The sequence below is a fragment of the Rhodococcus sp. SORGH_AS_0303 genome, from assembly GCF_030819335.1.
GTDB lineage: Bacteria > Actinomycetota > Actinomycetes > Mycobacteriales > Mycobacteriaceae > Rhodococcoides.
On record NZ_JAUTBO010000001.1, the window covers coordinates 334095 to 349071 of the forward strand.

Genomic DNA, 14977 nt, shown 5'->3' on the forward strand with positions numbered 1-14977 from the left:
GGCGCCGCGATGCACTGCATCGCGGCGCCCCGTCGCGTGTCCGGCGGCTGTTATCCGGACCGGATCAGAATCACTCGGCGGTTTCACCGGCGGATACCGACATGTGACCCAGGTCATGTTGATAACTCCAGCCATGGAGACCTGACACGCCCGACATGTCAAGTCGGCAGGACACGCCGAGTGCGGATTCATCCACAGAGAGAAAAATTGCGAAATCGCCCTGACGTGCACCGATGGGCTGTGTGATCTTGTTGCTGCACAGGTTCTGCACAGGTGGTCAACACGACTCGCCTGCGTTGTCCACACCCCGTCCACAGATTGCTCAACAGGCCCGTTTGGTGCTGGCGGACCGAGCACCTAACGTCCCTCCGGCACACCATCGACGGGCCTCGTCGACCGCCGGACAGCCGCTCGCGCACGCGCGTGCAGTCACGTGTTCGGACCGTGTCGGAGGCCGGGGGTACAACGTGGTGAGCACGGACTCGGCCGACACGGCCGAGGACGGACGAGATCTCCGGGGGCGAGCTTCGGTCGAGCGAGAGGGCGGCGAACTTCTGTGGCAGTCGTGGACGATCGGGGAACGAACGACTACCAGGGGCCGTCCGAGGCGCCCGGTGAGGACTTCGGTCGTCAGCCCCCTCAGGACATGGCTGCCGAGCAGTCCGTTCTGGGCGGCATGCTGCTCAGCAAGGACGCCATCGCCGACGTCCTCGAGGTCCTGCGGCCCGGTGACTTCTACCGCCCCGCTCACCAGATGGTCTACGACGCGATCCTCGATCTGTACGGCCGCGGCGACCCCGCCGACCCGGTCACCGTCTCCGCGGAGCTCGAACGGCGCGGCGAGCTCAAGCGCATCGGCGGCCCGCCCTACCTCGTCACGCTGACGCAGACGGTCCCCACGGCGGCCAACGCGTCGTTCTACGCCGAGATCGTCGTCGAGAAGGCGATCCTGCGTCGCCTCGTCGAGGCCGGTACGCGCATCGTCCAGTTCGGCTACGCGGGCGCGGACGGTCAGGACGTGTCCGAAGTCGTCGACCGGGCTCAGGCCGAGGTGTACGAGGTCACCGAGCGTCGTACCGCGGAGGACTTCGTCCAACTCGAAGAGCTGCTGCAGCCCACGATGGACGAGATCGACTCCATCGCCAGCCGCGGCGGCATGTCGAACGGTGTCCCCACCGGCTTCACCGAGCTCGACGAGGTGACCAACGGTCTGCACCCGGGCCAGATGATCATCGTCGCGGCGAGGCCTGGTGTGGGCAAGGCGCTCGCCCTCGACACGCCGTTGGCGACGCCCACTGGGTGGACGACGATGGGTGAAGTCGAGGTCGGGGACCATCTCATCGATGCGTCCGGATCTGCGACTCGGGTCGTCGCTGCGACCGACGTGATGGTCGGTAGGCCGTGTTACGAGGTCGAGTTCTCCGACGGCACGGTCATCGTGGCCGACGCGGAGCATCAGTGGCTCACGGATACCCGCGCATCGCGAAAGTCGGCGCAGGCTGCGGCTGCTCGATACAACAGGACCAAGAACCAAGGAACGTTCGCCGAGGTGCGCACCACCGAGCAGATCGCCGGTTCGGTCAGGTGCGCGACCAAGGACGCTCGACTGAATCACTCGGTGACCAACGCGAAGCCGATCCAGCGTCCGGACGCGGTCCTTTCCGTCCCTCCCTACACGCTGGGCGCGTGGTTGGGGGACGGCACCAGCGCTTGCGCGCAGATCACCTCCGACGATCCCGAGATCATTGCTCGGATCGAAGGTGAGGGGTTGGTGGCCGTTCGATCCGCAGCAGCTGAGTTGCGATACTCGATTCAGCTTCCCGCACCCGAACCTGTACCGGCCAAGTTCTGTACGGTGTGCGGAAAACGCTTCGTGCCGTTCTCTTCTCAGGTGCGTACCTGCGGCCGTTCATGCGGTGGCCGGGCTCGTTTCCAGGATGACGTGGTGGATCAGCCGCTGTGCCCGCTCTGCGGTGAGCTGTGCACCGGACTTCGGATGTGCCAGAAGTGCCGAAACGCCACGGGGACGGTGCAAGCTCGCCTCCGAACACTCGGTGTGTTGAACAACAAGCACATTCCCATGGAGTACCTCAGGTCGTCGGAGTCGCAGCGGCGAGCTGTACTCGCCGGCCTGCTGGACACCGACGGGACCGTCACGGCAGGCGGATCCGCGCAGTTCAGTGTCACCGATGAGCGACTGGCACTCGACGTCGAGGAACTCATCGTCAGTCTGGGGTACCGAGTACATCGATCGACGAAGAGGGTGGCAGGACGCACCGAGGCGTCGTCGACGGCGTTCACACTCACCTTCTCGACCGATGATGTGGTCTTCGGTCTGCATCGAAAGCAGTTGCTGCACAAAGAGCGTCGTGCCTCGTCGAATGTGTCCAGGTCTTCGAGTCGCTTCATCGTCGACGTTCGTCGCGTCGACTCGGTGCCGGTCAGATGTGTCGAGGTCGATAACACGGACCACCTCTATCTCGCCGGTCGTTCGATGGTGCCGACACACAACTCCACTCTCGGAATGGATTTCATGCGCTCGTGCTCCATCAAGCACGGCATGGCCAGCGTCATGTTCTCGCTCGAGATGAGCCGCACCGAGATCGTCATGCGTCTCCTCTCCGCCGAGGCCAAGATCAAGCTCGGCGACATGCGCTCGGGAAAGATGACGGACGACGACTGGACCCGCCTCGCCCGCAGGATGAGCGAGATCAGCGAGGCACCACTCTTCGTCGACGACTCCCCCAACCTCACCATGATGGAGATCCGCGCCAAGGCGCGGCGACTCAAGCAGCGACACGATCTCAAGCTCATCGTCATCGACTACCTGCAGCTGATGTCGTCCGGCAAGAAGGTGGAGTCGCGTCAGCAGGAGGTCTCGGACTTCTCGCGATCGCTGAAGCTGTTGGCCAAGGAGCTCATGGTTCCGGTGGTCGCCATCTGTCAGCTCAACCGTGGTCCCGAGCAGCGCACGGACAAGAAGCCGATGGTCTCGGACCTTCGTGAGTCCGGCTCGCTCGAGCAGGACGCCGACATGGTCATCCTGCTCTACCGTCCGGATGCGACCGAGCGCGACGATCCCCGCGGCGGCGAAGCCGACCTGATCCTCGGCAAGCACCGCAACGGACCCACGGCCACCATCACTGTGGCGCACCAGCTGCACCTGTCGCGCTTCGTCGACATGGCGCGCGGCTAGTCCGCCGAGGCCGGCCAGGAGATCGAGGCCGGCTGGGAGATCGGGGCAGGGCTACGAGATCGAGGCGGAGAAGGACACGTCGACGTCGTCGACGACCTTCATCGATCCGAGCAGCTGGGAGTAGGGCTTCACGCCGAAGTCCGTCTGCGTCACCACCGCGTCGAAGGCGACGTGCGTGGTCCCGTCGGAGGTGGAGACCGAAAGGTCGACGGTGTGCTCGCGTGTCACGCCGTGGATCGTCAGCGTGCCGTCGAGACGGTAGCCGTCCTTCGTCGACTCGACGGTGGTCGCGTCGTAGCGGATCTCGGGATGGTCCGACGCGTCCAGCGTGCCGAGGGCGTTGGACCGCGCGAGCATCTTCTCGGGGCCGAACATCGGTGTGACGCCGCCCTCGCCACTGACGACCTCCATGGAGTCGACGCGCACCCGAACCGTGACGGCCGTCGGAGCGCCGTCCGACTCGTCGACGGTGACGCTCCAGTCGCGGAACGCGATGGTCAGCCGGTGCCCCATCTTCGACGCTCGACCGGTCACCCCGGTGTGGACGTTCAGCGTGCCGTCCGCCGCGGTCAGGGTCCTGCTCGAGGTGGTCATCACCCGACTGTATCCGCGCTGCTGGGGCAGAATGCGTGGCCGTGACCACACATGGCTTCTCGGACTACGTCGCGCATCCCCGCCACGGGCCGCTGCCGATGATCCTGCTGGCCGTCACGGTCGTCACCGGTGCGATCGACGCGCTCAGCCTGCTGGCTCTCGGTCGAGTGTTCGTGGCCAACATGACGGGCAACGTCGTGTTCATCGGTTTCGCACTGGGCGGGGCGGCCGGTTTCTCGTTGTGGGGCTCGGTGCTCGCCCTGGTCGGATTCCTGGTGGGCGCGATGGTCGGTGGAACACTGATCACGCGGGCCGGTGGTCGACGAGATCATCTGCTACGCAACGCACTCGGGGTCGAGTTCGTCCTCGCGCTCGCGTCGCTGATCGCCGCGATCCTCATGGTGGACGGTCCCGGCCGCGGATACGTCATCGTCGTGCTGCTCGCGCTGGGCCTGGGGCTGCAGAACGCGGCGGTGCGGCATCTCGCCGTCCCGGACATGACCACCACCGTGCTGACGATGGCCCTCACCGGCATCGGGTCCGATCTCCGGAAACGGGACGGGGCGGCTGTACTGCGTCGGCTCTCCTCCGTCGTCGCCATGTTCCTCGGTGCGATCCTGGGCACCGTGGTGGTGTTGCATTCGGGTGTGGTGGCGACGCTGGTGCTCGTGGCCGCGCTGTTCGCGGCGATCCTCGTGGTCGTGTGGGCGGTGGGGCGCCGCGAGCGACCATGGCAGGTCGCGGCCTGAGCCCGACCTTGCCTCAGGTCGCGGACCGGCCCATCTCAGGGGTCGGTCGAGCGGATGAATTTCCGGACAGAACAGGCATGTCCCCCGAATTCTGTGTGCATACTGTATCGCACAGTCTGCTTCCGGAGGTTTGTCGTGATTGCCCCTTTCCCTGCTGCGGTTTCCACGTCGACGACGGGCCGATGGTTCGGACCGACGGGCGACACATCCTTCGGATGGCTGACCCGTTCCTCGTCGCCCAGCCGCTGTGGCGTCGTCATCGTGCCGCCCTTCGGTTACGAGTACTGGACCTCGCATCGGGCACTCCGCGTACTCGCCGAATCATTGGCCGCGCAGGGTTTTCTGGTGCTTCGGCTGGATCTCCGCGGGACCGGTGACGCCCGCGGTGATCTGTGGAGTGGCGCCGTCATGTCGACGTGGCACGACGACATCGCCGAGGCGGTGGCCGAGGTCCGTCGGGCCGGCGCCGATTCGGTGTCGCTCGTCGGGCTACGACTCGGCGGACTGCTGGCGTTGTCCTCCGCGTCCGCGCTCTCCGTGGACCGCGTGATCGCGTGGGCCGCGGTCACGGACGGGAAGCGGTACGCGAGGGAGCTGTCGATGTTGTCGACGCAGGTGCCCGACGACGAGAACGTCTACGGACACGCTTCGGCGCGGACGCTCGCGGGAACGGTTCTCACAGACACCTTTCTCGCAGACGTGGCATCCGCGTCGTCGAGGACTCTGGGGAAGCCGGCGCGCGAGGTGCTCGTGTTGGACCGAGACGACCGTCCTGCCTCGTCGGCATTGGTGCAGCGTCTCCGCGACAACGCGGTGGAGGTCGAGCACCAAGTGTGCGGCGGGGCCGGATCGATGCTCGACGTGCCCACGGAGGAGGCCACGGTGCCCGTTGGGCACGTCGCTCGGATCGTCGAGTATCTGGCCCCGATCGCTGCCACCGCTGACGAGGTCGAGACCGACGACTCTCACCGCAGTGGTGTGGTTCTCGGCGAGCACGGAATCAGCGAGGCGGTGACGACGCTCGGCCCTCATCGACTCGCCGCGGTGATCTCCTCCCCAGTCCCCTCCCGGTCGACAGGAGTGACCGTGGTGTTCCTCAACACCGGCTCAGAATCCCATGTCGGGTCCGGCCGGGTGTGGGTCGAATTCTCACGTGCCCTGGCGGCCGAGGGTACGACAGCCGTACGGCTGGATTTCCTCGGCTGGGGCGAGAGTCCGGACGAGGGCCATGCACCCGGTCGGCCGTACGACGGTCACACGGTGCACGACGTGGTGGACGCGGTGACGGCACTGCGCCAGTCCGGCCACGAGCGCATCGTGCTCGTGGGTATCTGTGCAGGTGCCTGGATCGGTCTGCGTGCCGCCCGATCGTCGGCAGTGGACGGGGTCGTCGCATTCAACCCCCAGTTGTACTGGCAGGAGGGCGATCCGGTGGAAGCCCTGATGTCGGACACTCGCAAGCGCCGAGCCGACGAGATCGCCGCGATCGCTGCGGGAGCAGTCTCCGGAGAGTGGGATCGTCTCGAGGCGGGAGCGCCGCTGTGCGCCACCGGTCGGTGGCTCGAGGAGCTCGCGACGTCGGCGTTCCCGGTCGTGCTCGCGTTCTCTCCGAACGACGACGGGCTCGAGTATCTCGAGAACCGCTTCGGTGCCAGGCTGCATCGAGCGCAGTCGAGATCGGGCTCGCCGCTGTCCGTCGTGAGGATGGCATCGCTCGATCACCCGATGCATGCGCACCATCGGCGACACGAGGGACTGAACATCATTCGGTCCTTGGTGCAGGATCTGGCCTAGTCGAGGCTGACCGCGACCACCGTGTTCCGGCCGCGTCGTTTCGCGTCGTACAGCGCATGATCCGCGGACACGAGCAGCGGCGAGACGGACTGCGGGGCGTAGCTCGTCCAGGCCAACCCGATGCTCACCGTCGCCGTGCGCGACGAGAGGACGTGCAGCCGTTCGTGATCGCGGCGGATCGAGTCGGCGATGGAGGCGGCGTCCTCCTGATCCGCGTGCGGGAGGAGGATCGCGAACTCCTCACCGCCCATGCGCCCCGCGATCGCGTCGTCCGGTAGGGCACCGAGGATGCAGGCGGCGCTGCGGACCAACGCGATGTCGCCCACGGCGTGGCCGAGCGTGTCGTTGATGGACTTGAAGTGGTCGAGGTCGAGCATGAGCAGCGCGACCGGCCGCGAGTCGGTGATGAGGGTGTCGAGGCGCTGCTGGCTCCGTCGCAGGAAGGCGGCGCGGGAGAGGACGCCGGTGAGACTGTCGTACTCGAGGGCCTCGCGGAGCTTGTTCTGCACGGCCATCCGGTCCAGCGACACGGCGGCGACCAGCAGCGGTCCGAGTGCGACCAATGCGACGGACAGCACCGCGGAGGCGCCGTCCTGGCCGTCCGCGCCCAGCAGCCCACCGGTCTGGAGTTCCCCGCGTCCGAGGAAGAGCAGCGTCCATGCGGACCACAGTGCGGTGAGCAGCGCGGTGCCGAAGATGGGGATGCGGGTGGCGCACCAGAGCAGCGCGGGCAGCGGCAGCGCGAGCAGCAACGGGCCCTGGACGATGAGACCGGCCAGCATCAGCAGGACGGTCAGCGCGATCGGTGCCGTCTCACCCGTGATCAGACGCCGAAGCGAGGCGGGGCCGGTGCGGCGGCGCGGAGTCGACGCGCGGAAGGACAGTAGGACGGGGACGATCAGCAGGTAGCTCGTGAGCTCGGATCCGAACCAGCTCAGAGCCTCGACGGCGGGTGCGTGCGGTCCCAGCCGGCCGCTCGAGAGGGTGGCGACGGTCGTCGACAGGAGGGCGGCGACGACGATGCCGAGGCACATTCTGGCGAAGTCCGCGGATCCCGCGAGGGTCATCGGCTCGGGGTGCCGCCGCCGGATCACCAGCGTGCCTCCGAGGACCCCGACGATGTTCGCGACATTGAACGCGACCGCAGCGTAGACGTCGGTACCCGAGACGAGGTCCGCGGTGACGAGGGCGAGCAGCGCTGCGACGGCCGCCGGCGCGGTGAAGGTGCGGGGCCAGCGTACGAAGACGCTCAGCGCCACCGCGTTGGCCACCCACACCGAGGCGAGAAGTCCCGGTGGCCGCGAATGGATTCCGATGATCGCCGCGATGAAGACGGCGGCGGTCAGGAGGGCGATGTCGGTCGCGGCGCGCGCGGCCGGACTGCGCATGTCCGGCTCGGGTGTCGCAGGCAAGGTCGTCCTTCGCATGGACGGGAACCCCCTGTGACATCTCAGTCGTCCCCAACGGCTTCGTTGTTATCGAGTGCAGTATCTACTACCGCAACCGCACGTGGCGACCGATGCGACAGACTGCTCACTCGCGCTGAGGCGCCGCGCTCGCCCACGTCTCCGGTTCCGGTACGGGGACCGATATTCAGTCCACTGCCGGTCGGTGGACTGGACTCGAGCAGCGGACGGGCGGACAGACTCGAGACATGAACGCCCGCGACCTCGCACTCCGGACCACCCTGCTCGTGGGTGGCCTCACGCTCTACGGCACGTCGATGGCCATGATGATCACCGGTGGTCTCGGGCTCAACCCGTGGGACGTGTTCCACCAGGGGCTGGCCGCACGGCTCCCGATCAGTTTCGGGGCGATCACGGCGGTGACCGGCGTGATGGTGCTGCTGCTGTGGATCCCGTTGCGTCAGCGGCCGGGCATCGGAACCGTCGCGAACATCGTCATCATCGCAGTGAGCGTCGACCTCGCGCTGGACTGGTTGCCCGAAGTCGCCTCGATCCCGTCACGCGTAGCGCTGCTCACCGGAGGAGTCGTGCTCAACGGTCTCGCCACGGCGGCCTACATCTCGGCCGGCCTGGGCGCGGGTCCGCGCGACGGCCTGATGACAGGACTCGTCGCGCGGAGCGGACTGTCCGTGCGCCTGGTGCGCACGGCCATCGAACTCGCGGTGCTGGGAACCGGATGGCTCCTCGGCGGCACGGCCGGTGTGGGGACGGTGCTGTACGCGCTCGCGATCGGGCCGCTGGTGCACTTCTTCCTCGGCGTGATGCCCCAGAAGTTCACGGCCCAGAAGTTCACGGCCCGGAAGTGCGCGGTGCGAGCAGGAGGAGATCACTCCTCGGTGGAGAGCTCCGAACCGGCCGACAGGATCCCGACCGAGACACCGTAGGGAAGGAAGCGGACCTTGCGATTCGGATCCACGTTGTCCCGGTGGGCACGCAGAGCATCGAGTTCGGTCGCGAAGACCTGATCGACGCTCGCCGACCCGTCGGAGTCGACGGAGTAGACGGCCCACACCCCGTCGCCCTTCTGACCCGTGGTCTCCGGCTCCGGGGTGGACTTGGTAGCGGCGGGCGTGAACATGCCGACCCACGGAGCGCCTCCGCCCGACTGATCGGCCATCTTCATGGCCTGGCCCAGCATGTCCCGCAGGCCCTCGCCCGCTTCGCGAGCGACGCGCTCGAAGTCCTCGGGATCGAAACCGAACTGTCCTTTACCGCTCATGGTGTACCTCGCAGAGTGTGGTGTGACGGGCTTTACTCCCCCAACGACCGGTGAGCTTCATCCGTTCCCGGGTCAGTACGGCGCGGACGGGTACACCATGAAAGCAAGTACCCCTCGACGAACGGACATCACCGCATGACGAAGCTTCTGTACGTGGTCACCGGATCGGATCACTGGACGCTGAAGGACGGAACCGCGCACCCCACCGGGTACTGGGCGGAGGAGCTCGTCGAGTCGCACCGGACCTTCACCGAGGCCGGCTGGGACATCGTCGTCGCGACGCCCGGTGGTGTGACCCCGACCGTCGACGAGGGATCGCTGGCCGTCGAGGCGAACGGCGGCGACGAGGCCAAGGTCGCCGACCTGAAGTCGTACCTGGAGTCGGTGAAGGACGTGCTCGCGTCACCCGCGCGCCTCGAGGACCAGACGGCGTCGTCCTTCGACGCGGTCTTCGTCCCCGGTGGCCACGGTCCGATGGAAGACCTCGCGGTGTCGGACGACTTCGGCGCCCTGGTCACCGAGTTCCTCGACTCGGGCAAGATCGTGTCGGCCGTGTGCCACGCACCCGCCGCGCTGCTGTCGGCGAAGCGCGACGACGGCAGCTGGCCCTTCTCCGGCTACCAGCTCACGGGCTTCACCAACCAGGAGGAGGAGCAGGCCGGACTGGCCGACAAGGCGCCCTGGCTGCTCGAGACCCGTCTGCGCGACGGTGGAGCGAGCTTCTCGGCGGCGGATGCCTGGTCGCCCCACGTCATCGTCGACCGCACCGTCTACACCGGCCAGAACCCGGCATCGACCAAGGCATTGGCGGATCGGCTCGTCGCTGCTCTGAGCTGACGGCACCCTCGCTGACTCCCGGCGCCCGCTGACCCTCCCTGCCGCCCCCGCTGACCCTCACTGATCCCCGCTGATCCCCCCGCGAGTACGTCCACACTGTCGCGATTCCACGCCGATTCACGACGCTTCGGACGTACTCGCCGGGAGCGGGCGGGGGGAAGGGGGTCAAACCATCGCGGCGGCAGCCCGCTCGGCGAGGTCGAGCAGCGGTTGCGGGAAGACCCCGAGCACCACGGTGGCGACGGCCGACACGGCGACGGCCACGGTCGCGCCCGTTCCGTGGGTGATCGTCGCCGAGGGTCCCTCCGTTTCGGTGAAGAACAGCACCACGATGACGCGGATGTAGAACGACGCGGCGATGGCACTGCTGACGACGCCGACGATCACCAGCGCGGCACCGCCGTCCTCGAGTGCGGCCTGGAAGACGGCGAACTTGCTCGTGAAGCCGCTCGTCAGCGGGATGCCGGCGAAGGCGAGCAGGAACAGCGCGAAGGCCGCTGCGGTCAGGGGCGACGATCGTCCGAGGCCCGCCCACCGGGACAGTTCGGTGACCTCGCCGCCCTGATCCCGCACGAGGGACACCACGGCGAAGGCGCCGAGTGTGCTGAAGGCGTAGGCCGCGAGATAGAACAGCGTGGCGGACACGCCCGCCGCTCCCGCGGAGACACCCGTGAGGATGAAGCCCGCGTGGGCGATCGACGAGTACGCCAGCATCCGCGTGACGTCGGTCTGCGCCACCGCGATCACGGCTCCCACGAGCATGGTGACGATGGCGACGGCCCACAGCATCGGCCGCCACGCGTCCTGGAGATCGGGCACGCCCACGACGAGAATGCGCAGCAGCGCGCCGAAGGCCGCCACCTTCGTGGCCGAGGCCATGAACGCGGTCACGGGCGTGGGTGCGCCCTGGTACACGTCGGGGATCCACGAATGAAACGGCACCGCACCGACTTTGAACAGCAGGCCGACGGCCACGAGACCGATCCCCAGCACGCCGAGAACCTGGTCCCCGTCGGCCACATCGGCGATGTCGTCGAGTCGGACGCTGCCCGCGTAGCCGTAGAGCAGCGCCGTGCCGAACAGAAAGAAGGCCGACGAGAACGCTCCGAGGAGGAAGTACTTGAGCGACGCCTCCTGGGACAGCAGACGCCGACGACGCGCGAGACCGCACAGCAGGTACAGCGGGAGCGAGAGCACCTCCAGCGCGACGAACATGCTCAGCAGATCGTTCGAGGCCGGCAACACCATCATGCCGCCGACGGCGAACAGGGTGAGCGGGTAGATCTCGGTACGGGTGACCCGGGCGGTGACGGCACGGGCCTCGGCGACCGTGCCCGGCACCGTGGACGCCGCGGGCGTGAAGGCATCGACCGCAGCCACTTCGGGATGGTCGGACGAGCGATGCGCCATCAGTACGACCGACGCCGCGGACACCGCGACGATGACCCCCTGCAGGAACAGTGTGGGCCCGTCCACGGCCACCGACCCCACCGCGGCGACGGTGCTGGTTCCGGCCAGCGCGACGACGGCGGCGAACGCTGCCGCGAGTGCGCCGAGGGCGAGCACGAGATGGGTGACTCGGCGCCGATCGGCGGGAACGAACGCCTCGACCAGGACGCCGATCACCGCGGCCGCCAGAACGATGATCATGGGCGACAGCAGGCTGTACTCGAGGGACGGGGTGTCGATGGTCATGGCGCGGCCACTCCTGTCTCGAGTTGCTCGACCGATGTGCGTTCGACGGCCGGCGTGAGGATGTCCAGCGCGGGTCTCGGGTACACGCCCAGCGCGATGACGAGCACGAGAAGTGGAGCAACGACGGCGATCTCGCGCGGCACGAGATCGCGGATCCGTTCCGAGCCGGCGGCGACGGGCCCGGTCATCACCCGTTGATACAGCCACAGCACGTAGATCGCCGAGAGCACCAGCGCCGACGCCGCGATCACCGCCGCGACGCCGTAGCGCGGGAACGTTCCCACGAGGACCAGGAATTCGCTGACGAACGGGGCGAGTCCGGGAAGCGACAGAGTGGCCAGTCCGGCGACGAGGAACGTGCCGGCGAGCACGGGCGCCACCTTCTGCACACCCCCGTGGTCGGCGATGAGCGCGCTCCCGCGCCGGGTGACGAGGAACCCTGCGACGAGGAACAGTGCGGCCGTGGCGATCCCGTGGTTCACCATGTACAGCGCGGCCCCCGCCTGCGACTGGCTCGTCATGGCGAAGATGCCGAGGATGATGAACCCGAAGTGCGAGATGGAGGTGTACGCGATGAGGCGCATGATGTCGGTCGCGCCGATCGCCAGCACCGCGCCGTAGACGATCCCGACGACGGCGAGCGTGATCACCGCCGGCGCGAAGGTCGCCGACGACTCCGGGAACAGCTGCAGGCAGTACCGCAGCATCCCGAAGGTGCCCACCTTGTCGACGACGGCCATCATCAGCACCGCGGTCGCCGGGGTGCTCTCGGTCGCCGCGCCGGGCAACCAGGTGTGCAGCGGCCACAGCGGCGCCTTCACGGCGAAGGCCACGAGGAATCCCAGGAACAGCGCGTTCAGCACGCCGGGCGAGGCACCGAGTTCGCCGGCCGCCGCGGCGTCCGCGATGGCGCGCAGGTCGAACGTGCCGGCCGAGAAGGGACTCGCATCCGAGGCGGTGACGACGTACAGGCCGATGACGGCCGCCAGCATGACGAGCCCGCCCACGAGGTTGTAGAGCAGGAAGGTCACCGCGGCGGAACGCGCTCGTCCGGCATCACGGCCGAAGCCGCCGATGAGGAAGTACATCGGCACGAGCATGGCCTCGAAGAAGAGGTAGAAGAGCAGGATGTCGAGGGAGACGAACGAGACCATGACCATCGACTCGACGACGAGGATCAACGCGACGTAGGTGTGGGTGCGGCGTGAGCGCGACGCGGGCGGGGTGTCGTTCCACCCGGCCAGCAGGAGGATCGGGACCAGGACCGCGGTCAGCAGTACGAGAGTCAGTGCGATGCCGTCGATCCCGAGTGTGTAGCCCGCACCGAAGCTCGGGATCCACTCGTGCTCTTCCACGAACTGGTATCCCGGCGCGCCCGCCTCGAACCCGATCGCACACAGCACGGCGAGGATCAGCACGACGCACGATGTCGTGTGCCCCACCGCGCGGGCGGCCGCAGACCGGGTGGGCGGCACGGCGATCACTGCCAGCGCTCCGATCAGCGGGAGGAGCCAGAGCGCGCTCAGCACGGGAAGGTCGGTCATCGCGTCACTCCCAGTGCCACGGTCAGGGCGACGACCACCAGGACGGCCCCGGCGAACATCGAGAGGGCGTACGACCGGACGAACCCGTTCTGCCACCGGCGCAGTCGTGTGGAGGACTCCCGGACCGCGGTGGCGACGGCACTCACCACTCCCTCGACGCCGACGCGGTCGGCGGTGACCACCGCGGCGGTCGCCCGCTGACCCGGCCGCATGAAGACGGCCTCGTTCACTGCGTCCCCGTACAGATCTCGGCGGGCGGCCGCTGTGAGGACCGACCCCGTGGGTGCGGTCACCGGGATCGCCGATCGGCCGTACATGCGCACGGCCACGCCCACCCCCGAGGCGACGGTCACCAGCACCGCGAGGGTGACGGCCCACGCGGGTACGAGGTGTGCGGGGTCGTGTTCACCGACGACCGGGGCGAGCCATCCCTCCAATCGGGCGCCGATCGCGAGAAGCGCACCGGCACCGACGGATCCGACGGCCAGCACGATCATCGGGCCGGTCATGCTCGCGGGTGCCTCGTGCGGGTGGACTCCGCTCCGCCACCGCCGCTCGCCGAAGAACGTGAGGATCATGACCCGCGTCATGTAGAACGCTGTCAGTCCCGCGCCGACCAGGGTGGCCGCGCCGAGCGCCGCACCCTTCGCACCGCCGGCGTCGATCGCGGCCTCGATGATGCCGTCCTTCGAGAAGAACCCCGAGAACGGTGGGACACCGATGATGGCGAGATAGGCCAGCCCGAACGTCACGTAGGTGATCGGCAGGACGGTGCGCAGTCCGCCGTACCGCCGCAGGTCCGTCTCGTCGTTCGTCGCGTGCATCACGGACCCCGCGCCGAGGAACAGGCCGGCCTTGAAGAATCCGTGCGTGAGCAGGTGCAGGATCGCGACCGCGTACCCGGCGGGGCCGAGACCGGCCGCGAGCACCATGTACCCGATCTGGCTCATCGTCGACGCTGCCAGAGCCTTCTTGATGTCGTCCTTCGCGCAGCCGATGACGGCCCCGAAGAGCAGCGTCACGGCGCCGACCAGCACGACGACGTTCTGGGCGGCCGGGGACGCCTCGAAGACGGGCCCGGACCGGACGATGAGGTACACACCGGCGGTGACCATCGTCGCGGCGTGGATGAGCGCCGAGACGGGCGTCGGGCCCTCCATCGCGTCGCCCAGCCACGATTGCAGCGGCACCTGCGCCGACTTGCCGCACGCGGCGAGCAGGAGGACGAGGCCGAGGGCGGTCGCGGTGCCATCGCCCATGCCGTCGACCCCGGCGAACACGTCGTCGTACGAGACGGATCCGACGGACGAGATCATGATCATCAGCGCGACGGCCAGTCCGATGTCGCCGACACGATTGACGACGAACGCCTTGCGTGCGGCCGAGGCCGCCGACGGCCGGGTGGACCAGAACCCGATCAACAGGTACGACGCGAGGCCCACGCCCTCCCATCCGACGTACAGGCCGAGGAAGTTGTCCGCCATGACCAGCAGCAGCATCGCGGCCACGAAGAGATTGAGGTACGCGAAGAATCGGCGGCGCGCGGGATCGTCCCGCATGTACCCGATCGAGTACACGTGGATGAGGGTTCCGACGCCGGTGACGAGCAGGACGAAGCACACCGACAGCTGGTCGAGGCGGAGACCGAACTCGATCTGCAGCGACTCGACCGGAACGTAGGTGAAGACCGTCTGCGAGAGCGCGCGGTCCTCCGCTGCCCGCCCGGCCATGTCGACGAAGGCGACGACGGCCAGCGCGAACGACGCGAGCATCGCCGCGCACGCGAGGAGGTGGCCCCACGCATCGCTCCGGCGTCCAGCCAGCAGCAGCACGACGGCTCCGGCGAGGGGAATGAGCGGCAGCAGAACCAGAGTCGTCGCCAT

Annotated in this window: 11 protein-coding genes; 5 read left to right on the forward strand and 6 right to left on the reverse strand. The window is 67.9% G+C overall.

Going from position 1 to position 14977, the window contains the following annotated elements; translation table 11 throughout:
• Positions 1-556: 556 nt before the first annotated feature.
• Positions 557-3196, forward strand: a complete 2640-nt coding sequence (gene dnaB / locus QE449_RS01575) for a replicative DNA helicase (protein WP_307108064.1) — start codon at positions 557-559, stop codon at positions 3194-3196.
• 51 nt (positions 3197-3247) lie between these two features.
• Here the strand turns inward: dnaB and QE449_RS01580 are convergent, their stop codons facing one another.
• Positions 3248-3790 carry a YceI family protein gene (locus QE449_RS01580; RefSeq protein ID WP_222649964.1) on the reverse strand — a complete coding sequence of 181 codons (543 nt, stop codon included), beginning with the start codon at positions 3788-3790 and terminating at the stop codon, positions 3248-3250.
• Between the two features lie 41 nt (positions 3791-3831).
• On the opposite strand from QE449_RS01580, the gene QE449_RS01585 reads away from it, so the two are divergent.
• Together QE449_RS01585 and QE449_RS01590 are read left to right on the forward strand one after the other, a co-directional pair.
• A complete protein-coding gene (locus tag QE449_RS01585; RefSeq protein ID WP_222649963.1) occupies positions 3832-4539 on the forward strand; it encodes a YoaK family protein in 708 nt (235 codons plus the stop codon).
• Positions 4540-4800: 261 nt separating this feature from the next.
• A complete protein-coding gene (locus tag QE449_RS01590; RefSeq protein ID WP_307108065.1) occupies positions 4801-6333 on the forward strand; it encodes an alpha/beta hydrolase family protein in 1533 nt (510 codons plus the stop codon).
• Here QE449_RS01590 and QE449_RS01595 read toward each other — a convergent pair.
• Positions 6330-7745: a diguanylate cyclase gene (locus QE449_RS01595; protein ID WP_307108066.1), complete on the reverse strand. Its 1416-nt coding sequence runs from the start codon at positions 7743-7745 to the stop codon at positions 6330-6332. The genes QE449_RS01590 and QE449_RS01595 overlap by 4 nt on opposite strands.
• A gap of 242 nt (positions 7746-7987) precedes the next feature.
• Here QE449_RS01595 and QE449_RS01600 point away from each other — a divergent pair, with 242 nt between their 5' ends.
• Positions 7988-8683 (forward strand): YitT family protein, encoded by a 696-nt coding sequence (locus tag QE449_RS01600; protein WP_081821313.1) that lies wholly within the window; start codon positions 7988-7990, stop codon positions 8681-8683.
• Here QE449_RS01600 and QE449_RS01605 read toward each other — a convergent pair.
• Positions 8626-9018 (reverse strand): hypothetical protein, encoded by a 393-nt coding sequence (locus QE449_RS01605; RefSeq protein WP_027506026.1) that lies wholly within the window; start codon positions 9016-9018, stop codon positions 8626-8628. The two genes, QE449_RS01600 and QE449_RS01605, sit on opposite strands and share 58 nt — an antisense overlap.
• Positions 9019-9153: 135 nt before the next feature.
• On the opposite strand from QE449_RS01605, the gene QE449_RS01610 reads away from it, so the two are divergent.
• Positions 9154-9855 (forward strand): type 1 glutamine amidotransferase domain-containing protein, encoded by a 702-nt coding sequence (locus tag QE449_RS01610; RefSeq protein WP_204869380.1) that lies wholly within the window; start codon positions 9154-9156, stop codon positions 9853-9855.
• Positions 9856-10020: 165 nt separating this feature from the next.
• On the opposite strand, the gene nuoN is transcribed toward QE449_RS01610, so the two are convergent.
• Genes nuoN through nuoL form a run of 3 tightly spaced genes read right to left on the reverse strand, consistent with a single transcriptional unit; the run spans position 10021 to position 14977 of the window.
• Positions 10021-11550 (reverse strand): NADH-quinone oxidoreductase subunit NuoN, encoded by a 1530-nt coding sequence (nuoN, locus tag QE449_RS01615; RefSeq protein WP_307108067.1) that lies wholly within the window; start codon positions 11548-11550, stop codon positions 10021-10023.
• A complete protein-coding gene (locus QE449_RS01620; protein WP_307108068.1) occupies positions 11547-13094 on the reverse strand; it encodes an NADH-quinone oxidoreductase subunit M in 1548 nt (515 codons plus the stop codon). The genes nuoN and QE449_RS01620 overlap by 4 nt, the downstream gene beginning before the upstream one ends.
• Positions 13091-14977: an NADH-quinone oxidoreductase subunit L gene (gene nuoL / locus QE449_RS01625; RefSeq protein WP_307108069.1), complete on the reverse strand. Its 1887-nt coding sequence runs from the start codon at positions 14975-14977 to the stop codon at positions 13091-13093. Before nuoL ends, QE449_RS01620 begins: the two co-directional genes overlap by 4 nt.